The organism is Rhodococcus sp. NPDC003382 (assembly GCF_053589135.1).
In genome coordinates, this window is sequence record NZ_JBSFRH010000057.1 from 17,432 (window position 1) to 38,584 (window position 21,153).

Sequence of the window (21,153 nt, forward strand, 5' to 3'; positions counted from 1 at the left end):
GTTGTCTGCATTCACAGGGGGTGTCTGGGCGGCACGCCGCGGGGATGCGCGTCACCCGAACGTACCGCCACCTCTATGATCCGAGTCACAGAATCTTCTCGATACCCCCGGAAAGGGGTGGGTGATCGTGCCGGCTTCCGGTCCCTCGTCTCTCCTCCGTCCCCGCGACGGCGACGCGCTGCGCGCCGAGTTGCGACGCACTGCCGCCGACGCGCAGGTCTCCGTCGTGTTCGCCGGGGAGGTCCGCAGCGGCCATCTACAGCTGAGCGAGTTCCTCGGTACCCGCACCAACGGGCTCGAGGGAGTGATCGTGCCGCCGAAGGCCGGGCTCGGTGGACTGGTCGTGGACCGGGCCAAGCCGCTCACGGTCGCGGACTACGGGCGGTCGTCGTCGATCACCCACCACTTCGATCGTCCGGTGCTCGGCGAGGGTCTGCGCTCGATCCTCGCGGTGCCGGTGCTCGTCGGCGGGGCCGCGCGGGCGGTGCTGTACGGGGCCATCCGCGAGTGTGCGCCGCTGGGTGATCGCGCGGTGGGGGCGTTCGTGCAGGCTGCGCGGCGTCTCTCCGACGAGATCACGGTGCGCGACGAGGTCGACCGGCGGCTCGCGCTGATGGCGCGGATGAGCCCCGTGGACCGCGATCCGCTGGCGACGGCGGAAGTCCGGGAAGTGCACGCCGAACTGCGCAGTCTCGCCCAGACGGTCGGCGACTCCGGTCTGCGGCAGCAGTTGCGGGCGCTGTCGGACCGACTCGCCGGTGCGTGCGGTGGCACCACCACTCCGGCACCGGCACCGGCGACCGCGATCGTGCTGTCCCCGCGCGAGACCGACGTGCTCTCACACGTGGCGCTGGGCTGCACCAACGTCGAGATCGCGCAACGCCTCTCGGTGACTCCGGAGACCGTGAAGAGCTATCTGCGCAGCGCGATGGGCAAGCTCGACGTGCACACCCGGCACGAGGCGGTCGTCGTCGCCCGGCGGCTGTCGCTGCTGCCCTGAGCAGTCCCGTTTCCGGGCCGGAGAGGATTCCCTATGTCGGACACGGCTTCGTCTCCGCAGCTGAAACGGGTCATGGGGCCGGGACTGCTGCTGCTCTTCATCGTCGGCGACATCCTCGGCACCGGCATCTACGCGCTGACCGGCAGGGTCGCGAACGAGGTTGGCGGCGCCGTGTGGCTGCCGTTCGTGCTCGCGTTCGTCGTCGCGGTGATCACGGCGTTCAGCTACCTGGAACTGGTCACCAAGTATCCGCAGGCCGCGGGCGCCGCGCTGTACACCCACAAGGCCTTCGGGATCCACTTCCTGACGTACATGGTCACCTTCACGGTCATGGCGTCGGGCATCACCTCGGCGTCGACGGCGGCGCGGGCGTTCTCCGCGAACTTCGTCGAGGCGTTCGATCTCGATATCGGCGAGGGAATCGGCATCACGGCGTTGGGCCTGACGTTCATGCTGGTGGTGGCGCTGATCAACCTGCGCGGCGTCGGTGAGAGCGTCAAGACGAACATCGTCCTCACGTGCGTGGAGCTGTCCGGGCTGCTCATCATCATCCTGATCGGGATGTGGGCGCTCGGGATCGGCGAGGGCGACTTCTCGCGGGTGCTCGACGTCGACACCGGCGACCGCTCGGTCTTCGGCGCGGTCGTCGCCGGCACCGCACTCGCGTTCTTCGCGATGGTCGGTTTCGAGGACTCGGTGAACATGGCCGAGGAGTGCAAGAACCCGACCCGGATCTTCCCCCGGGTGCTGCTCCTGGGACTCGGGATCACCGGCCTGATCTACGTGCTGGTGTCCGTCACCGCGATCGCGCTGGTCCCGGCCGTCGAACTCGGCACCGGTGACACTCCCCTGCTGAAGGTGGTCGAGGCGGGTGCGCCGGCGTTCCCGGTGGGGATCTTCGCGTTCATCACGATGTTCGCGGTGGCGAACACGGCTCTGATCAACATGCTCATGGCCAGCCGGCTGGTCTACGGGATCGCCCGCGAAGGCGTGCTGCCCGCGGCGCTCGGCAGGGTGCACCCGACGCGCCGCACGCCCTATGTCGCGATCGTCTTCACGACGCTGCTGGCGTTCGGGTTGGTCGCCTTCGTCGGCGAGGTGCCGGAACTGGGCGGCACGACCGCGCTGTTGTTGCTGATCGTCTTCGCGATCGTCAACGTCAGCGTGCTGGTGCTGCGTCGCCGACCGATCGACCACCCGCACTTCCGGACGCCGACGGTCCTCCCCGTGCTCGGTGCCGCGAGCTGCATCTTCCTCGTGTCACCGCTGGTGGACCGCCCCGTGGCGCAGTACCGGATCGCGGCGGTCCTGCTCGGCCTCGGGGCCGTGCTGTGGCTGATCACCTGGTTCCTGGCCAAGCGCAGGGGTGGCCGCGGCCCCACGATCGACCCGGAACACCTGGTCGAGAAGTGAACCGCGAGGCCCGGGCGGGTTAGTAGCCCTCCGGCAGCGCCGCGAACATGTCCCGGGTGACGGCGACGGCGTTGTCGGAGCTGCCTCCCCGGACGACGAGCGTGGCGAACGCGAGGTCCCCGCGGTAGCCGACGAACCACGCGTGCGATCCGCCCTCGACCTCGGCCTCACCGGTCTTGCCGTAGACCTCGCCCTGGTCCCGGATGCGGTCGGCGGTGCCGCTGGTGATCACCAGCCGCATCATGCCGCGCAGCCCGTCGACCATCTCCGGGGTGATCGCCGGGCGGTCGCCCTCGACCGTCGTTTCGCGTCCCTTGATCAGATACGGGACCGGTGTCCGGCCGGCGGCGACGGTCGCGGCGGCGAGCGCCATCGCGAACGGGCTGACGACGACCTTGCCCTGCCCGAATCCGTCCTCGGCCCGCTGCACGACGTTCTCCGCGGGCGGGACCGATCCCGAGAACACCGGCAGCCCGACGACGTCGTACTCGGGTCCGATGCCGAATGCGGCGGCGGCGTTCGTGAGCGCATCGGCGGGCATCTCGGAGGCCAGCTTCGCGAAGGACGTGTTGCAGGAGCGGGCGAACGCCGTCGCCATCGACACCGTGCCGAGTTCGAACTCGTTGTAGTTGGGGACGCTGCGTTCCCCGATGGTGATCCGGCCCGGGCACGGCACCATCGTCTCGGGACCCGCGAGACCGTTGGAGATCGCCGCACCCGAGGTGATGATCTTGAACGTGGATCCGGGTGGGTAGTGTCCCGCGATCGCGACCGGTCCGTCCCGGTCGGCGGCCTTGTTCTGGGCGACGGCGAGGACCGCGCCGGTGGAGGCCTCGATCACGACCGTCATCGCCTGCTCGACGCGGGCGTCGACGGCGGCCTGTGCGGCCAGCTGGATCGGCCGGTCCAGGCTGATGGAGAACGACGGCGCCGGCTGCGGAGCCGTCTCCGTGAGGACACCGACGTCGACGCCGTACTGGTTCGTCACGACGACACTCCAGCCGGCGACCCCGTCGACCTCGTCGATCACCGTCTTCTTGATCTGGCCGAGCAGGTCGGGGGCGAAGTTGCGGTCGGTGGCGACGAGATCGGCCTGTTCGACGACGCCGACGCCGGGGATGGCGTCGAGCGTGTCGGAGACGGTCGCGTAGTCGTCCGCGACGAGCCGGATGACGGCGAGCGGGCCGCTCGCCGCGGTCGCGGATTCGGCGATGGACTGGGCGGTGAGGGACGTGTCGAACCGCGTCAGCGCGGCGGACAGAGCGCGGGCCGCGCCGAGGACATCCCTGTTCGCGGACGCGTCGAACGAGATGGAGTACACGGTCCCGGGCACCAGCACGTCCCCGCCCGAGTGTTCGTTGACGCGCGCCCGGGGCGCGGCCTTGGTGCGCAGGTGCATCGTCTGGCGGTCGCCGAGCTGCGGGTGCAGGTTCGAGCGGGTCCACCGCACGATCCAGTCGTCGCCGCTGCGTCCCATCTGCATCGTCCCGGTGTACTGCCAGATCCGGTCCTTCGTCAGGTGCCACTCGTAGGCGTAGTCGACGGTCGCGGCGTCGCCGTGGATCTGCACGCCCGTCGTCTCGGCGATCAGCGATTCGGCCTGCAGTCCGTCCCACGTCTCGGCGAGAGCTGCCTCGGCGTCCTCTGGCCGGTCGGTGTGGTCGGCGGCGGTCGCGAAGTCCTGCTCGGAGAACGCCGAGAGGAATGCCTGGGCCGCCGACTCGGGTCCGGCGGGTTTCGGTGTGCAGGCCACGACGCCGCCGAGGACCGCGACCGCGGCGAGCGAGGCCGCCACGATCCGGACGAGGACACGGCGGGGGACGGGCGAGGTCGCCCGGGGAACTGAGCTGGCTTTCATCGCCCGTCATCGTAGGAGGCCGATGCCCGGACATCGGGGAGGCGCAACGGACGTGGTGGGCGTCTCCGTCGTGCGGAGTCGTTCAGTCGAGCAGGACGGTGGAGAACGTGGCGACCTGCCGGAAGCCGATACGCGCGTACGCGGCGCGGGCGCGCACGTTGAAGCTGTTGACGTACAGGCTCGGCAACCTGCCGCCCGCGGTGATCGCAGCGGCGACCGCCGCGGTGCCGGCCGATCCGATTCCGGCGTTGCGCATGGCCGGGCTCACCCAGACGCCCTGGATCTGACCGACCGTCGACGACTGCGATCCCACCTCGGCCTTGAACACGACCTCGCCGTTCTCGAACCGAGCCCAGGCGCGGCCGGTCGCGATGAGGCTGGCGACGCGACGGCGGTAGCTCACTCCCCCGTCGCCCGCACGCGGGTCGATGCCGACCTCTTCGATGAACATGGCCACCGCGGCGGGCAGGTAGGCGTCGATCTCCTCGGGCCGCACCCGGCGGACGAGCGGGTCGGGCGTCACGAGCGGTTCGCGGTCCAGGACGAGCAGCGGCTGTTCGGCGCGCACCTCCCGGGCGGGTCCCCACGCGTTCTCGAGCAGCTCCCACATGGGCATGGCGAGTTCGGCACGGCCGACGACCGACGAGCACAGGCGCGGTCCACGGGCAGCACGTTCGGCGAAGGCCTGCAGGTCGTCGGGAGACCCGAGCAGCGGGATCAGGTTGGCTCCGGAGAAGCACAGCGAGGTCTCCGCCCCGCCGCGGCTCCACATCTCACCGCCGACCGAGCGGCCGGCGATGCCGTACTCCTCGACACGGCCTGTGACCATGCACGTCGCCACCGGGTCTCGGGCGAGGACGCGCAACACCGCGGCGGTGTCCCGTCCACCGAGCGACCGGACCCCAAGAAGCTTGAGCACGTGCCCACCACCTGTCGACTGCCGATACCGACCAGATTGCCATGAGCTACGGCCCGACGGAAACCCACTCCCGAATCGGGAGTGTCGGAAGGTTCAGCCGACCGAAACGGTGGGTGTGCCGCTGCCGGCATCGCCCTCCATCTCCTCGGCGATACGCATCGCTTCCTCGATGAGGGTTTCGACGATCTGCGCCTCCGGGACGGTCTTGATGACCTGCCCCTTGACGAAGATCTGTCCCTTGCCGTTGCCGGAGGCGACTCCGAGGTCGGCTTCGCGCGCTTCGCCCGGACCGTTGACGACACAGCCCATCACGGCGACGCGCAGCGGCACCTCCATGCCCTCGAGACCTGCGGACACCTCGTTGGCCAGGGTGTAGACGTCGACCTGAGCGCGGCCGCACGACGGGCACGAGACGATCTCGAGCTTGCGGGGACGCAGATTCAGCGACTGCAGGATCTGCGTGCCGACCTTGATCTCCTCGGCCGGCGGCGCGGACAGCGACACTCGGATGGTGTCGCCGATGCCCTCCGAGAGCAGCGCACCGAACGCGACCGCGGACTTGATCGTGCCCTGGAAGGCCGGTCCGGCTTCCGTGACGCCGAGGTGCAGCGGGTAGTCGCACTGCGCGGCGAGCTGCCGGTACGCCTCGACCATCACGACCGGGTCGTTGTGCTTGACGGAGATCTTGATGTCGCCGAAGCCGTGTTCCTCGAACAGGCTCGCCTCCCACAGCGCGGACTCGACGAGCGCTTCGGGGGTGGCCTTGCCGTACTTCTTCAGCAGCCGCGGGTCGAGGGAACCGGCGTTGACGCCGATCCGGATCGGGATGCCGGCGTCCCCGGCAGCCTGCGCGACCTCCTTGACGCGGCCGTCGAACTCCTTGATGTTGCCGGGGTTGACGCGCACCGCGGCGCAACCGGCGTCGATCGCCGCGAAGATGTATCGCGGCTGGAAGTGGATGTCGGCGATGACCGGGATCTTGCTCTTCTTCGCGATGGTCGCCAGTGCGTCGGCGTCCTCCTGCCGCGGGCACGCGACACGGACGATATCGCAGCCGGAGGCGGTGAGTTCGGCGATCTGCTGGAGGGTCGCGTTGACGTCGTGCGTCTTGGTGGTGCACATCGACTGCACCGACACCGGATAGTCGCTGCCGACACCGACATTTCCGACCATCAACTGGCGGGTCTTGCGGCGCGGTGCGAGGACCGCGGGTACTTCGGGCATGCCCAAACCGATGGGGCTGGTCACGTTTCGCCTTCTTTCGTTGCTACCGGCCGATTCTAGCGGCGCAGGTCAGAGCAGCTTGATGGGGTTGACGATGTCCGCGGTGAGCGTCAGCAGCATGTAGGCACCGCCGACGACCACGGCCACGTAGGTGAGGGGAAGCAGCTTCATGTAGTCCACCGGCGGTCCGTCGGCGAGACCACGCAGGTTGCGCACCCAGTTGCGGAGGCGCTCGTAGATCGCGACGGCCATGTGCCCGCCGTCGAGCGGCAGGAGCGGCAGCAGGTTGAACGCGCCGAGGAAGAAGTTCAGCTGCGCGAGCAGCAGCACGAAGGACTGCCAGATGCCGGCTTCCGCGAACTGGCCGCCGATGACGCTGGCGCCGACGACGCTGACGGGCGTGTCGACGGCCCGTTCCCCGCCGGTCACCGCGGTCCACAGGTCCGACACCTTCGACGGCAACTGCACGAGCGCCTCGGCGGTGCGGGCCGCGAGATATCCGGTGAACTCGAACGTCGCCGGGACCGCCGACACCGGTGTGTATTCGAGCACGCGCGGCTCCCCGCCGACACCGATGGCACCGACCTCCCGGGAGACGGGTTGGGCGTCGGGGTCGTCGCTCTCGTACACCCAGCGCTGCACCTGCTGGATCGCGACCGGGAACGTGAGGGTCTCGTCGCCGCGTTCGACCGTGAAGTCGACCGTGCCGGACAGCGGCTGGGTGGCCTGAACCAGCTGACCGAACGTCTCGACGCGGGTGTCACCGACCGCGACGATGACGTCGCCCGGTTGGATACCCGCGGCCTGGGCCGGACCGGTGCCTTCGCATTCGGCGGGCGCGTAGCCGCCTTCCGCGCCGGCCTGGGTCGGAGCCGCGCATCCGACGGTGCCGACCACGGCGCGGGTGTCCGTGTTCGGCAGACCCGACGTCACGGCGAGGGCGTAGACCAGCACGATGCCGATCAGGAAATTCATCGCGATGCCGCCGGACATGACGACCAGGCGTTTCCAGGTCTTCTGCTTGTACATCGCGCGGTCGTACTCGTCGGGTGCGAGCTCGTCGAGCGCGGTCATCCCGGCGATGTCGCAGAATCCGCCTGCGGGCAGCGCCTTGAGACCGTACTCGGTCTCGCCGCGGCGGAACGAGAAGATCCGTGGGCCGAACCCGATGTAGTACCGCCGCACCTTCATGCCGAGCTTCTGCGCGGTCCACATGTGACCGGCCTCGTGCAGCGCGACGGAGGCGGTGATGCCGAGGGCGAAGAGCACCACGCCCAGCACGAACATCATCTGTAGCCGCTCCTCCTATTTCACGAGCGCGCGGGCTCGGTCCCGAGCCCAGCCGTCGGCGGCGAGCACGTCTTCCACGGTAGCGGGTTCTGCGGACCACTCGTGTGCGTCGTTCAGCACTGTCTCGACCGTGCGGACGATGCCGGGGAACGGCAGCGCACCCGCCAGGAACGCCTCCGCGGCGATCTCGTTCGCCGCGTTGTACACGGCGGTGAGGCTTCCGCCGCCGCGTCCCGCGGCGCGGGCGAGTTCGATCGCCGGGAAGACGACGTTGTCGACGGGCTCGAACTCCCAGGTCGACGCCGTCGTGAAGTCGAGAGCGGGAGCCGCCTCGGGCACCCGGTCCGGCCACGCGAGGGCCAGCGCGATCGGCAGCTTCATCGACGGCGGCGACGCCTGCGCGAGCGTCGACCCGTCGGCGAACGTCACCATCGAATGCACGATGGACTGCGGGTGCACGGTGACGTCGATGCGGTCGTAGCCGATGCCGAACAGCAGGTGCGCCTCGATGAGCTCGAGTCCCTTGTTGACCAGGGTCGCCGAGTTGAGGGTGTTCATCGGCCCCATCGACCAGGTCGGATGCGCACCGGCCTGCTCGGGCGTGACGTCCTCGAGCTGCTCGGCGCTCCACCCGCGGAACGGGCCACCCGAGGCCGTGAGCACCAGACGCGCGACCTCACCGGCGGTGCCGCCGCGCAGGCACTGCGCCAGCGCCGAATGCTCCGAGTCGACGGGCACGATCTGACCGGGCGCGGCCGCGGCGGTGACGAGCGCGCCCCCGGCCACGAGGGACTCCTTGTTCGCGAGCGCGAGCCGCGCGCCCGTCGCGAGGGCCGCGAGCGTCGGCTCGAGACCGAGCGAGCCGACGAGCGCATTGAGAACGACATCCGCTTCCGTCTCCCGCACGAGCTCCGTGACGGCGGACGGGCCGCTGCGGACCGTCACCCCGGGCAACTCCAGCCGCGCCGCGGCGGCCGGATTCGCTACCGCGACGTCGGTGACACCCGTCGCGCGGATCTGCTCGGCGAGCAACTCGAGGTTGCCGCCGCCCGCGGCGAGGCCGACGACCTCGAACTTGTCGGGGTTGGCGTCGATGACCTCGAGCGCCTGGGTGCCGATCGATCCGGTGCTGCCGAGCAGCAGGACGCGGGTGCGGGAGCGGGATTCAGTGTCGACCACGCGACCATTGTTCCTGATGCACCTGAGGTATCCCTGAATCGGTCGCGACCACCGGCGACGCGCGGGCACCGCCCCCACTTCATACGACAGGCGGTCGTATGTCACGATTAGCCCAACAGCGCGATCTTTCGAGCAGGAGGAACAACCGTGGCCGGTACCGAGTTGCAGTCCACCAAGGTCGACACGGCCGAGGTGCCCTCGGCGGAGTGGGGTTGGAGCGGTGAAGCTCCCAAGCTGTACCGCACCATGGGCATCATCGGTGCGATCTTCCTGCTGTTCATGATCATCGGCAATCACACCGGTCGCGTTGAGGACTGGTACCTCATCGGTTTCGCCGCGCTCCTCGTGCTGATCGTCGTGGTCGACGCCATCAGGCGCCGCCGCCCGCGGTAGCCGCACAGATTTTCGGCAGGGCCCGTCCGGATCGTTCCGGGCGGGCCCGACGCGTCTCCCCGGACGGTCAACCGCCGAATGTCAGCTCGGCGCGCGCGTGAGCGTACTTCGCGCGCAGTCGTCGACGGGTCGCATCGTCCAGACGTGCCAGTCGCTGCGGGTCGCTGTTGTCCGCGAGATCCGCGAGCTTGACCGTCAACGCCAGCGGGACCCGGCGCACCCGTGCGTAGTACTCGACCGGTTCCTCACCGTCCCGGCGGGTCAACGCGTCGACCGCAGCGACGACCTCTGGCGGGAACTGTTCTCCGAGGTCCGCGAGCGTCACCGTCGTGTCCTCGACGACGTCGTGCAGCCAGGCAACCGCGACAGCGTGATCGTCGCCGGCCACCCGGGCCGCGACTCGGGCCGGATGCGTGATGTACGGGCGCCCGGCCCTGTCGACCTGACCGGCGTGCGCGACCGTCGCGATCCGCTGCGCCGCCCGTGTGATCGAAGATTCCAACTACTCCCCCGAGTGTGATCGTGACCGGTCGCGGCGCCGGCGCCGAACACGCACCGGAACTTTCGCGTCGATCCAGAGTTACCAGCAGGATCCGACAGGTTTTTCACGACATGTCCGGTTCGGGAGCGCAGGTGACGAGCCGGACGACGTCGGCGAGCGTGCCGGCCTCGAGGGTCGCTCGCTGCCGTGCGGCGCCGTTCCCGGTAGCCAGGATGCGCTGCACGGCCTCCCGGGCGGCGCAATAGTCGCCGGTGCGTTCGAGAGCGGGCCGAACATGCTCGAGGAGCCGGAAGATCGGGTGCGCGGCAGGCACGAGGTGCCCGGAGACGGTGTCGACCGCGCGCCCCGTGACGCCGTCCCGCGAGGCTCGCCAGTATGCGGCGCGCAGAACCTCCGGCTCCACGTCGAGTTCCTCTCCTTGCCGGGGGGAATCGAGTGCGGTGACGACCAGGCCGCGCACCAGGGTCGCGAGGAGGACCGCCTCGTCCACGGTGGCCTGGGTGTCGCCGATACGGATCTCGATCGTGGGCAGATGCGCCGACAGGCGCATGTCCCAGTAGAGCATCGCCTTGTCGAGGATGACCTCGCGCTCGAGCATGGTCGCGATCACCGCGTCGTAGTGCTCCGCGGATTCGAAGACGGGCGGCGGCCCGGCATTGGGCCACCGCGTCCACAACACATGACGCCAACTCGCGTATCCGGTGTCGCGCCCGGCCGCGATGGGCGAGTTCGCGGTCAGCGCCAGCAGGACCGGCAACCAGGGACGCAGATGATTGCTGACCCGCGCCCCGGCGTCCCGGTCGGGGATGGCGACGTGGACGTGACAGCCACAGATGACCTGCTCGCCGAGCAGCCCGAAGTTCCCGAGCAGGCTGTGATATCGCTCCTGGTCGGTGATCAGGCGCGGCGGTGGACCGGCCGGTGGAACCGCGGTGGCCAGCAGCACCGCGCCCGCGCACGCGGCGGCCGCGACGGCACGAGATCTCGTCCGCCGCAGTTGCGTCCGCAACTGTTCGATGCTCGTGCACACCGGCGTGGCGGTTTCGATCTGGCATCGGGACAGTTCCAGTTGCAGGTCGATGCCGAGTTCGCGCCCGGCGGCGGCGACGGCGACGTTGTCGAGCCACGGTGCCCCGGTCTCGGGATCGGCGAGGACGAATTCCTCTTCCACCCCGATGGTCGGACCCGAACCTTCGGCGGCGGGTTCGGCAACGCGAGATGGGGATGAGGTCATCGTCGCTCCTGCCCCGGCCAGCGTTCTCGGCCGTTGCACTCAGGCTGTCACGTCCGCCCCCGGCCCGGGGGCGGAACCGGAGCCGCAATACTCCGGTCGGCAGTGAGTACCCACGTCACACCGGAATCAGCGGCCCCGTCACTGTTGATCTCTAGTGGCCCCGCCACTGCCGCATTCCAGCGGCCCCGCCACTGTTGATTTCTAGTGGCCCCGCCACTGTGGATCCCTAGTGGCCCCGCCACTGTGGATCCCTAGTGGCCCCGCCACTGTGGAGCCCGCTTCTCGGCGAACGCGCGCGGCCCCTCCTGCGCGTCGTGACTGTTGTAGCAGGATTCCGACGCGTGCCGGGCCGCCCGCAACGCAGCGGACCGTCCCATCTCCGTGGAGATCATCACGGTCTCACGCGCGGCACGGACCGACAGCGGGGCCCCGGCGAGGATGTCCCCGGCCAGCTCGAGTGCCGACGCGAGCAACTCGGCGGGTTCGGCAATTCTGTTGACCAGGCCGATCTCGTACGCGCGCTGCGCGGTGATCGGCTTTCCGGTGAGCAGGATCTCCATCATGATGCGCTGCGGAATCATGTGGATCAGCGGCGACGCCCACGGGGAACTGCGGCCCACCTTGACCTCGGTGACGGCGAAGGTTGCGGTCGTGCTCGCCACGCACAGGTCGCAGCTCTGGGCGATCAGCCAGCCGCCTGCGAACGCGGCACCGTTGACCGCGGCGATCGTCGGCTTCGACAGTTCGACGGTGTCGTACGGGACGGGAATCAGATCGCGCGGCGGCACCCGCATGCCGATCTCGACCATTTCCTTCAGGTCACCACCCGCACAGAACGCCTTCTCTCCCGCCCCGGTCAGAACCGCCACGCGCAGGTCCGGGTCGTGCTCGAAGCGTTCCCACGCGTCGTAGAGCCCCCGGCGGATCTCCGCGGTCAGGCAGTTGCGGGTCTCGGGCCGGTTCAGCGTGACGACCGCGATGCCGTCGTCGCGGGCATCGAACAGTACGGCCTCGCTCATCCGCCGGTCCTCGCTCACTAGAAACCTCGCTGCTCGATGACGTGGGCCTGCCGTTCCAGGTCCTCCCGGAAGTCCGGGTGCGCGATCGCGACCAACCGCCGCGCGCGTTCACGCAGGGTGCGGCCCCGCAGTTCCGCCGCGCCGAATTCGGTGACGACGACGTCCACGTCGGAGCGCGCGGTGGTCACCGGCCCGGACAGTGCCGCGGTGATCCGGCTGACCGTGCCGCCTTTCGCGGTCGCGGGTAGTGCCGTGATCGCGTGTCCACCGGGCGACCGCGCGCCGGCCCGCACGAAGTCGACCTGCCCGCCGGTGCCGCCGAGATACGACGCGCCACTCTGTTCGGCGTTGACCTGCCCGGTCAGATCGATCTCCATCGCCGAATTGATCGTGACGAGATCGTCGAGTTGCGCGAGGACGCCCGCGTCGTGCGTGTAGGCCGTGGTGCACATGCGGATCTGTGGGTTGCGATGGGCGAATCCGTAGAGCCGCGCGGTTCCGATCAGTGCTCCGGTGATCGAGACGCCCCGGTCGATTCGCTTGCGCGCGTTGGTGATTGCACCCGATTCGATGAGATCGACGAGCCCGTCGCCGATCATCCCGGAATGCACACCGAGATCGACTCGGTCGTGCAGGAGCCGCAGGATCGCGTCCGGCACGGCGCCGACGCCGGTCTGGATGACGGATCCGTCCCCGATGTAGGCGGCGGCGTGGTGCGCGATGGCCGCGTCGACCTCCCCGATCGCCGCTGGCGGGACCTCGACCGGTGGTCGTGAAACATGCACGGCGCAATCGATTTTCGAGGACGGGAGAGATTCGCCGAGGGTGGCGGGAACCTGGTCGTTGATCTCGGCGACCACCACCCGGGCGGTCGCGACGGCGGACTGGACGTAGTCGCTGACGAGACCGAAGCTGTGGTGTCCGTCCGCGTCCGCGGGAGCGACCTGGACGAATGCGACGTCGCACCGGATGGTTCCGGCTTCGATCATCGGTCCGATCCGGCTGACGTGGCAGGGAATCACGTCGAGTTCGTGGGCCTTGCTGAGCGTCCGGAGCGCGCCGATGGCGCCCATGCTCGACATCGCGAAGCTGTCGGTCCGGCCGGGTGTGAAGATCCCGGAGAAGCTGGTGGCGACGAACACCGTGAGTCCGCCGATGTCGCGGCCCTGCTCGATCAGCGCTTCGATCAGGGTGGTCGGTTCGCCGCACGCCTGCCCGATGACGATGTGATCTCCGGGCCGCAGATGCTCGGCCAGATCCACGGTGGGCGTGCATGTTCCGCGGTGGGAACTCGACCCGATCACGACTCGGTGCCGTTCGCTCGCGCGCCGGCGGCGTGCAGTTCGTCGAGCACTTCGCGGGTGTGTTCCCCGAGCCGGGGTGCGGCTCCGGCGACGCGACCGGGTGTTCGCGACAGCCACGTCGGGGGCCCGGGGAATCGGACGTTGCCGTACGGGGTCTCGACCTCCTGGAAGAAGCCGACGTCGTCGAGGTGATCGTTGTCGAACAGTTCGTCGAGGCTGCGGACCGGCGCAGCGGGGATGTCGAGGCTGTGCAGGAGGTCGAGCCACTCTGCGGTGGTCCGTTCGAGGAAGGTCTCCCCGAGGCGCGCGTAGACGGTGTCGATGTCGCGGGCTCGTTGCTCGAGGGTCGCGTAATGCGGTCCTGCCCAAGTCGGTTTCACTGCCTCGACGAACGCGGTCCACTGTTTGTCGTTGTACACCAGCGCCGAGATCCGGCCGTCCTTGGTGCGGTACGGCCTGCGGTTGGGGGCGACCGCGCGGGGGTAGACCGCCGGCCCCACGGCGGGATGGAACATGGCGCCGTTGGCGTGTTCGACGAGCATGAACGACGCCATGGTCTCGAACATGGCGACCTCGACCTCCTGGCCCTCGCCGGTCCGTTCCCGATGGAACAGCGCCATCACCGTGGCGTACACGGCGGTCAGGCCCGCGACCTTGTCGGCGATGATGGTGCCGACATAGCCGGCGTCGCCGGTGAGCTGTTCCTGGGCGGACAGCAGTCCGCATTCCGCCTGGATCGTGTCGTCGTAGGCGGTGAGGTCGGCGTCGGATCCGCCGCGGCCGTAGCCGTAGCAGTTGGTGTAGACGATCGCCGGGTTCAGCGCGGAGACCTCGTCGTAGCCGAAGCCGAGTTTCGCGATCGCCTTCGCGCGCATCGAATGGATGAACACGTCGGCGCCGGTGACGAGTTCGCGCAGCACCGCACGGTCCTCGTCGGCACGCAGGTCCAGCACGACGCTGCGCTTGCCGCGGTTCACGTTGACGAAGACCCCGCTCATGCCCGGTTCGGGTCCGGCGGAGATGTAGCGGGTGTTGTCCCCGGCGGGCGGTTCGATCTTGATCACCTCGGCACCCATGTCCGCCATGATCTGCGTGCAGTACGGGCCCATCACCATGGCCGTCAGGTCGACGACCCGCACGCCGGACAGCGGACCTGTGTGTTCCATCCTGCTCACCCTCACTGCGTTCTGTCGGATCGGTGACGCACTTTCGAATCCCTCCCGGGCGGCGTCACACTATCAGGTGAATCCTTACAAGGATAGTGGTATGACTATGGGGTGGAAACGAATTCCGGAGGCTTCGCCCGTGTGCCTTTGTGGCGCCCGGGGCCGCCACAAAGGCACACCACCGTCAACCGCGTCCTCGACACCGCACTCGCCGAGCGAGCGGACGCGCCCGCCATCGACGCCGCGTCGGGCGTGTGGACCTACGCGGAACTCGACGAACAGGCGCGACGCGCGGCCGGCGCCCTGTGGTCACTGGGCGTCCGCCCCGGCGACCGTGTCGCCGCGTGCCTGCCCAACGACCTCGACATCGTCGCGGCGTTCCACGGCGCCGTGCGCATCGGCGCGATCTGGGCGGGAATCGGCGAGACGCTCACGGAAGCCGAGCAGCGGAACCTGTTCGAGCTGTGCGCGCCGACGGTCGTGCTCGCCGGGGACCACTGCGCGCTGGACACCCCCGAGTGCGTGCGCCCCGACCGGTGGTCGGACCTGCTGACCCACACCGACGACGCGCCCCCGGTCGACGTCGAGCCGGACTCCCCCGCCGGAATCGCCTTCACCAGCGGCACTTCCGGAAGTCCGAAGGCGGTCGTGCACAGCCACCGCAATCTGCTGCTGCCCGGCGCGACGCTCGTCGCCACCCGCGGCTGGGGACCGGATCTGCGCAAGGGCGACAGCTTTCCGCTGACGATCCTGAATCTGATGGTGCTGTCCACACTTCTCACCGCGCAGGCCGGTGGATGCGCGGTCGTGATGAACCGCCGCGACCTCGACGGTGTGGCCGAATGGATCACCACCCGGAAGGTCACGGTGTGGAACGGTGCTCCGGCACAGTTGTTCGACCTGGCGCGTCGCCCGGACATCGACCTCGGGTCGCTGCGCGAGGTGTGGAGCGGCGGCGGCGACACCCCCGACGCACTGCGCCGCGCTTTCGCCGAGACGCACGGGCTGGTTCCCCGCGTCACCTACGGGCTGACGGAGGCGCCGACGGTCGTGTCCATCGACCCGGCCGGTGACGAATGGCGCCCCGGGACCAGCGGGCGGGTCCTTCCGCAGTACGACGTCGCCGCATACGACGACGACGGCCGCCGGCTTCCCGACGGTGAACTCGGCGAACTGAAACTCGCCGGCACCGGTGAGGGCCCGTGGGCGCACGCGTGGACGCCGATGCTCGGTTTTCGGGAGAACGGACATATCCGTCCACCGGAGCCCGGCCCGATCCCCACCGGCGACATCGGAACCGTCGACGGCGAGGGGTGGCTGACCGTGCTCGACCGCAAGAAGCTCGTCATCATCCGCGGCGGCGCCAACGTCTACCCCCTCGAGGTCGAACGCGTGCTCGCCACCCACCCGGACGTCAGCAAGGCCGCCGTGTACCCGATCCCCGACGACCGCCTCGGCCAGCGTGTCGCGGCGGTCGTCGAGAGTCACCGTCCCGAACCGGATTTCGACGCGGTCACCGCGCTGTGCCGACGCGAACTCGCGTCGTACAAGGTTCCGGAGATATGGACCCGCGTCGACGCGCTGCCGGTCAATGCGATGGGCAAGATCCAGCGCGCCGGTCTCGCCGAATTCGTCGCCGCCCTCGGTGTCACCGAACAGCGTGTCACCGAACGCCGCGATGCCGGGCGTGCATAGTCCCGGCGCAGCCGTCCGATCCGTGCGAGGATCGAGCCCCTGTCGAGAGGAGAGCCCAGTGGCGCCCATCGGTGACGCCGCCGCGAGGATGTTCGGTCTGGACGGGCGGGTCGCGATCGTGACCGGGGCATCGTCCGGTCTGGGTGCAGCCGTCGCCGAGGCCCTGGCGTCGCTGGGCGCGAAGGTCGCGGTGGTGGCGCGGCGCCGCGACCGGCTCGCCGACCTGGCACAGCGGATCGACGGACTGCCCGTGGCCTGCGACCTGTCCGACCTGGACCGGGTCGCCGAGGTCGTACCGGCGGTGCTCGAGCACCTCGGACCCCCGGAGATCCTGGTGAACGCCGCGGGGAGCATGTTCACCGAGGAACGCGCCGAGTCGGAGCCGCTCGCCGCGATGCGGCGCACGCTCGATCTGAACCTGCTCGCCCCGTTCCGGCTCGCGCAGGACGTGTTTCCGTACATGCGGGCGGCCGGTCGCGGATCGATCGTCAACATCTCGTCCATCAGCGGCCGGGTGGGGGTCCCGGGCATCCCGCAGGCGTCCTATGCCGCGAGCAAGCTCGGCCTGTCGGGGCTGACGTCCGAACTCGCGGTGCAGTGGGCACGGCACTCGATCCGGGTGAACACCGTGGCGCCCGGCTTCTTCCGCAGCGAGATCACGGGCCCGCTCTACGAGAGCGAACGGGCCACCGAGTATCTGCGCCGCAACACGCCGCTTCCGAAGGAGGGCACCGCGGACGACATCGTCGGTGCGGTCGTGTGGCTCGCCGGCGACGCCGGCAGCTACGTCACCGGTCAGACGATCGTGGTCGACGGGGGCTGGACCGCGCGCTGAGGCCGGCTCCTACGACTCAAGTATTGTCATCCTTACAAGGATTGACGTAATGTCCGCTGCACGGGCTTAGGCGACGCCGGGTTCCGCACACGGTGCCCGGTCCGGCGAATGCACGTCCGATATCGCTCGACGGCTCGAGGAAGGAATTGCTTCGACGATGTTTTCCGCTTTGGTGATCGAGAAGGACGAAACCGGACAGACGGTGGCGCGCAAGAGCCTGGAGGACACCGACCTGCCCGACGGGAATGTGACCGTCGACGTGGAGTACTCGACCCTCAATTTCAAGGACGCTCTCGCCATCACCGGTAGGTCCCCGGTCGTGCGCAGGTTCCCCATGGTGCCGGGAATCGACATCGCAGGCGTCGTCGCCGACAGCTCGCACGAGCGGTGGTCGGAGGGTGACCGCGTGGTGCTCAACGGCTGGGGCGTCGGCGAAACCCATTGGGGCGGACTGGCACAGCGCGCGCGGATCGACGGCGACTGGCTGGTTCCGCTGCCCGATGCGTTCACCACGCGGCAGGCCATGGCGATCGGGACCGCCGGCTACACCGCGAGCCTGTGCGTCGACGCTCTCGTCGACTTCGGTGTCACCCCCGACCAGGGCGACATCCTGGTGACGGGCGCGACCGGCGGCGTCGGCAGCGTCGCCATCGCCCTGCTCGCCAAGGCCGGATTCTCCGTCACTGCCGCGACCGGAAAAACTTCGGAGGCAGAGTATCTCACCTCGCTGGGTGCGAGGAACGTCCTCGATCGGGCCGAACTGTCCGCGGCCGGCAAACCGTTGCAGAAGGAACACTGGGCCGGCGTCGTCGACACCGCGGGTAGCCACACCCTCGCCAATGCGTGCGCCCAGACCCGTTACGGCGGCGCGGTCGCTGCGTGCGGTCTCGCCCAGGGCATGGATTTCCCGGCCTCGGTCGCACCGTTCATCCTGCGCGGCGTCTCGCTCCTCGGCATCGACAGCGTGATGGCCCCGCACCCCCGGCGCACCGCCGCGTGGGAACGGCTGGCCCGGGATCTCGACGCGAGCGCGCTGGACGCGATCGCCCACGAGGTCGGGCTGGAGGAAGCGATCGGTGCCGCCGAAAAGCTCATGGACGGCACCGTGCGCGGTCGCATCGTCGTCGACGTCAATCGCTGATCGAGGAGTAGACGTGAGCAAGAAATCGAATCCGGCCGAGGTCACCGAACTCGACCTGTCCGACGTCGATCATCGCGTCGGCAAGCCCGTCGGCGGCGGCCAGCTGTGGGACCCGTGCAGCGGCTCCGACATCCGGCGCTGGGTGATGGCCATGGACTATCCGAACCCGCTCCACTGGGACGAGGAGTTCGCGCGCGAATCGCGCTTCGGCGGCATCGTCGCACCGCAGTCGATCGCGGTGGCCCTCGACTACGGCCACGGCGCGCAGCCCGCCTGCGTGGGCCGCATTCCCGGCAGCCACCTGATCTTCGGAGGCGAGGAATGGTGGTTCTACGGCACCCCGGTCCGCCCCGGTGACAAGCTCTTCCAGGATCGCCGTTTCCACGACTACAAGGTGGTGGAGACCAAGTTCGCCGGTCCGACGATGTTCTCGCGCGGCGACACCGTCCACCGCAACCAGCACGGTGCGCTCGTCGCGAAGGAGCGGTCCACCGCGATCCGCTACCTGTCGTCCGAGGCCACCAAGCGCGGCATGTACGAGAACCAGCTCGGGGAGATCAAGCGGTGGACCGCCGAGGAGCTCACCGAGATCGAATCGCTGCGCCACGAATGGATCCTGTCCAACCGGCTCGGTGTCTCGCCGCATTTCGACGAGGTCAAGGTCGGCGACACCCTGCCGCGGCGCGTGATCGGCCCGCACAGCATCGCGACGTTCACCACCGAATACCGCGCGTTCCTGTTCAACATCTGGGGCACCTTCCACTGGACCGCACCGGAAGGTCTCGAAGATCCGTGGATCAACCAGGATCCGGGCTGGGTCGAGGGATTCGGCTTCGACGAGGACGGCGCCCGGATCGATCCACGCAAGCGGGACGGGCTCTACGTCGGCCCGTCGCGTGGGCACATCGACGCAGACAAGGCCAGCGAGGTCGGAATGGCCCGCGCCTACGGCTACGGCGCGACGATGGGCGCATGGTGCACCGACTACCTGTCCTACTGGGCGGGCAACGACGGCATGGTCCGTCACACCAAGGCCGACTTCCGCGGTCCCGCGTTCGAGGGTGATGTCACCTACTTCGACGCCGAGGTGATCGACAAGCAGACCGACACCCCGTGGGGCGTGCCCCTCGTCCAGGTGAAACTGCGCCTGACCAACCAGGATTCCGCCGTCCTGGTCGACTGCACCGCCGAGATCGAACTGCCGTACTGAACGCATCGAGCACACGAGGGCAGACATGACGACCGTAGAGAATGCTGTATCGGCACAACCGCTTTCGATCGTCTCGGGACCACCACTCGCCGAGGAGCCCGGCCTCGGGACGTTGACGCTGCCCGGCTTCCTACGCGAGGTCACCACGGCGTACGCCGACCGTGAGGCCCTCGTGATGCACGAAGCCGGCGCCGTCACCCGCTGGAGCTACGCCGAGCTCTGGGAACGCGCGATCGAGGTTGCGAAGGCATTGCGCGCGTTGGGGATCGGGAAGGACGGCCGGGTCGGGGTGTTGATGACCAACCGGCCCGAGTGGCTCGCGGCGACCTTCGGCGCGTCGCTCGCCGGTGGTGTCGCGGTCGCGCTGAGCACGTTCTCGACCCCCGCCGAACTCGACTTCCTCATCGAGACCTCCGGGATCTCGGTGCTGCTGTTCGAACGCACCGTCGCGAACCGGGACCTGGCCGAGGCGCTCGTCGAACTCGAACCGGAGATCGGCCGGTCCTCCCCCGGCGATCTGCGGTCGGCGCGCTACCCGCACCTGCGGTACCTCGCCACGGTCGGGGAGGCACCCGACGGTGCGATCGAGTCGTGGGACACGTTCCTCACACGAGGCCGAGACGTGCCCAGGCGACTCGTCGAGGCGACCGCCGCTGCGGTCAGACCGAGCGACACCGCCGTCCTGTTCTTCTCCTCGGGCACGACGAGCAAACCGAAAGGCATCCTCAGCGCCCACCGGGGGGTGAGCATCCAGTCGTGGCGGTTCGGACGGATGTACGGCTTCGAGCCCGCGGACGATGTGCGCTGCTGGTCGGCGAACGGCTTCTTCTGGTCGGGCAACTTCGGGATGGCGCTCGGTGCGACCCTGTCGAAGGGCGGCTCGCTCGTCCTCCAGTCCGTGTTCGACGCCGCCGAAGCGCTCGATCTCATGGAACGCGAGCGGGTGAACTTCCCGGTCGCGTGGCCGCACCAGTGGGCACAACTCGAAGCCGCTCCGAACTGGGCGGAGACGGACCTGAGCGCGATGCGGTTCGTGGACAACAGCACTCCCATCGCGCGACACCCGTCGGTGTCGGTCGACTACCGCGAACCCGGCCACGCCTACGGCAACACCGAGACCTTCACGATCTCGACGGCCTACCCGGCGAACACCCCCGACGAGGTGACCGCCGGCAGCAGCGGGGTGCCGTTGCCGGGTGTCACCGTGAAGGTCGTCGAACCGCTGTCCGGCGTCCCTGTCCCGGTCGGGGCCAGCGGTGAGATCTGCGTCAAGGGGCCGACATTGATGCTCGGTTACCTCGGAATCCCGCTGTCCGACACGCTCGACGCCGACGGCTTCTTCCACACCGGCGACGGTGGGCACCTCGACGACGAGGGCCGGCTGTTCTGGGAGGGCCGGCTCAACGACATCATCAAGACCGGTGGCGCGAACGTCTCCCCGCTCGAGGTCGACGAGGCACTGATCGGTCTTCCGGGAGTCAAGGTCGCGCGCACCGTCGGGGTGCCTCACGAGACGCTCGGCGAAGTCGTCGTCGCGTGCATCGTGCCGCACGCCGACGCGAACCTCGAGGCGAAGAAGATCCGCAGTCACCTCCGGGAACAGCTGGCGAGCTACAAGGTCCCGCGCCATGTGCTGTTCTTCGACGAGGACGAGATCTCGCTGACCGGCAGCGCGAAGATCAAGACCGACGAGGTCCGCAAGCTCGCGGTCGCACGGCTGCAGGGCTGACGCCCGGTGTGCCGTTGTGGCGGTCAGGACCGCCACAACGGC

At 69.0% G+C, this 21,153-nt stretch carries 18 protein-coding genes; 8 read left to right on the plus strand and 10 right to left on the minus strand.

Annotation, left to right across the window (positions count from 1 at the left end):
• The first annotated feature begins 127 nt into the window (after positions 1 to 127).
• Both ACWDUD_RS26800 and ACWDUD_RS26805 read left to right on the plus strand, forming a co-directional pair.
• Positions 128 to 1,000: a LuxR C-terminal-related transcriptional regulator gene (locus ACWDUD_RS26800; RefSeq protein ID WP_450111298.1), complete on the plus strand. Its 873-nt coding sequence runs from the start codon at positions 128 to 130 to the stop codon at positions 998 to 1,000.
• Positions 1,001 to 1,033: 33 nt separating this feature from the next.
• Positions 1,034 to 2,413: an APC family permease gene (locus tag ACWDUD_RS26805; protein ID WP_450111299.1), complete on the plus strand. Its 1,380-nt coding sequence runs from the start codon at positions 1,034 to 1,036 to the stop codon at positions 2,411 to 2,413.
• Positions 2,414 to 2,432: 19 nt separating this feature from the next.
• On the opposite strand, the gene ACWDUD_RS26810 is transcribed toward ACWDUD_RS26805, so the two are convergent.
• The 5 genes from ACWDUD_RS26810 to dxr form a co-directional block, all read right to left on the minus strand.
• Positions 2,433 to 4,271, minus strand: a complete 1,839-nt coding sequence (locus ACWDUD_RS26810; RefSeq protein WP_450111300.1) for a penicillin-binding transpeptidase domain-containing protein — start codon at positions 4,269 to 4,271, stop codon at positions 2,433 to 2,435.
• An 82-nt stretch (positions 4,272 to 4,353) separates the two neighbouring features.
• Positions 4,354 to 5,190: a GNAT family N-acetyltransferase gene (locus tag ACWDUD_RS26815; protein WP_450111301.1), complete on the minus strand. Its 837-nt coding sequence runs from the start codon at positions 5,188 to 5,190 to the stop codon at positions 4,354 to 4,356.
• 93 nt (positions 5,191 to 5,283) lie between these two features.
• Positions 5,284 to 6,438: a flavodoxin-dependent (E)-4-hydroxy-3-methylbut-2-enyl-diphosphate synthase gene (ispG, locus tag ACWDUD_RS26820; protein WP_197255472.1), complete on the minus strand. Its 1,155-nt coding sequence runs from the start codon at positions 6,436 to 6,438 to the stop codon at positions 5,284 to 5,286.
• 45 nt (positions 6,439 to 6,483) lie between these two features.
• Positions 6,484 to 7,704 (minus strand): M50 family metallopeptidase, encoded by a 1,221-nt coding sequence (locus ACWDUD_RS26825; RefSeq protein ID WP_450111302.1) that lies wholly within the window; start codon positions 7,702 to 7,704, stop codon positions 6,484 to 6,486.
• A 15-nt stretch (positions 7,705 to 7,719) separates the two neighbouring features.
• On the minus strand, positions 7,720 to 8,883 hold the full coding sequence (dxr, locus tag ACWDUD_RS26830) for a 1-deoxy-D-xylulose-5-phosphate reductoisomerase (RefSeq protein WP_450111303.1): 1,164 nt from the start codon (positions 8,881 to 8,883) through the stop codon (positions 7,720 to 7,722).
• A gap of 147 nt (positions 8,884 to 9,030) precedes the next feature.
• Between dxr and ACWDUD_RS26835 the strand changes: the two genes are divergently transcribed.
• Complete coding sequence (locus ACWDUD_RS26835; RefSeq protein ID WP_450111304.1) at positions 9,031 to 9,276, plus strand: DUF2631 domain-containing protein; 246 nt, start codon at positions 9,031 to 9,033, stop codon at positions 9,274 to 9,276.
• A 67-nt stretch (positions 9,277 to 9,343) separates the two neighbouring features.
• On the opposite strand, the gene ACWDUD_RS26840 is transcribed toward ACWDUD_RS26835, so the two are convergent.
• The 5 genes from ACWDUD_RS26840 to ACWDUD_RS26860 all read right to left on the minus strand — a co-directional run bounded on the left by ACWDUD_RS26840 (position 9,344) and on the right by ACWDUD_RS26860 (position 14,501).
• Positions 9,344 to 9,778 carry an HD domain-containing protein gene (locus ACWDUD_RS26840; RefSeq protein WP_450111305.1) on the minus strand — a complete coding sequence of 145 codons (435 nt, stop codon included), beginning with the start codon at positions 9,776 to 9,778 and terminating at the stop codon, positions 9,344 to 9,346.
• A 103-nt stretch (positions 9,779 to 9,881) separates the two neighbouring features.
• Positions 9,882 to 11,012, minus strand: coding sequence for a carboxylate-amine ligase (locus ACWDUD_RS26845; RefSeq protein WP_450111306.1), 1,131 nt, complete (start codon positions 11,010 to 11,012; stop codon positions 9,882 to 9,884).
• Between the two features lie 251 nt (positions 11,013 to 11,263).
• Entirely contained in the window at positions 11,264 to 12,031 is a 768-nt protein-coding gene (locus ACWDUD_RS26850; RefSeq protein ID WP_450111307.1) for an enoyl-CoA hydratase/isomerase family protein, read from the minus strand.
• A 17-nt stretch (positions 12,032 to 12,048) separates the two neighbouring features.
• Positions 12,049 to 13,293, minus strand: coding sequence for an acetyl-CoA hydrolase/transferase family protein (locus ACWDUD_RS26855; RefSeq protein ID WP_450111308.1), 1,245 nt, complete (start codon positions 13,291 to 13,293; stop codon positions 12,049 to 12,051).
• Between the two features lie 38 nt (positions 13,294 to 13,331).
• Entirely contained in the window at positions 13,332 to 14,501 is a 1,170-nt protein-coding gene (locus tag ACWDUD_RS26860; RefSeq protein WP_450111309.1) for a CaiB/BaiF CoA transferase family protein, read from the minus strand.
• A 141-nt stretch (positions 14,502 to 14,642) separates the two neighbouring features.
• Between ACWDUD_RS26860 and ACWDUD_RS26865 the strand changes: the two genes are divergently transcribed.
• The 5 genes from ACWDUD_RS26865 to ACWDUD_RS26885 all read left to right on the plus strand — a co-directional run bounded on the left by ACWDUD_RS26865 (position 14,643) and on the right by ACWDUD_RS26885 (position 21,111).
• Complete coding sequence (locus ACWDUD_RS26865) at positions 14,643 to 16,196, plus strand: AMP-binding protein (protein ID WP_450111310.1); 1,554 nt, start codon at positions 14,643 to 14,645, stop codon at positions 16,194 to 16,196.
• 88 nt (positions 16,197 to 16,284) lie between these two features.
• Positions 16,285 to 17,031, plus strand: coding sequence for an SDR family NAD(P)-dependent oxidoreductase (locus ACWDUD_RS26870; protein ID WP_450111315.1), 747 nt, complete (start codon positions 16,285 to 16,287; stop codon positions 17,029 to 17,031).
• Between the two features lie 157 nt (positions 17,032 to 17,188).
• Positions 17,189 to 18,172, plus strand: a complete 984-nt coding sequence (gene acuI / locus ACWDUD_RS26875; RefSeq protein WP_450111311.1) for an acrylyl-CoA reductase (NADPH) — start codon at positions 17,189 to 17,191, stop codon at positions 18,170 to 18,172.
• A 13-nt stretch (positions 18,173 to 18,185) separates the two neighbouring features.
• The gene (locus ACWDUD_RS26880; protein WP_450111312.1) at positions 18,186 to 19,382 is read left to right on the plus strand and encodes a MaoC family dehydratase; all 1,197 of its coding nucleotides are present in this window, start codon (positions 18,186 to 18,188) and stop codon (positions 19,380 to 19,382) included.
• Between the two features lie 25 nt (positions 19,383 to 19,407).
• Positions 19,408 to 21,111: a class I adenylate-forming enzyme family protein gene (locus tag ACWDUD_RS26885; protein ID WP_450111313.1), complete on the plus strand. Its 1,704-nt coding sequence runs from the start codon at positions 19,408 to 19,410 to the stop codon at positions 21,109 to 21,111.
• The last annotated feature ends 42 nt before the right edge of the window (positions 21,112 to 21,153 follow it).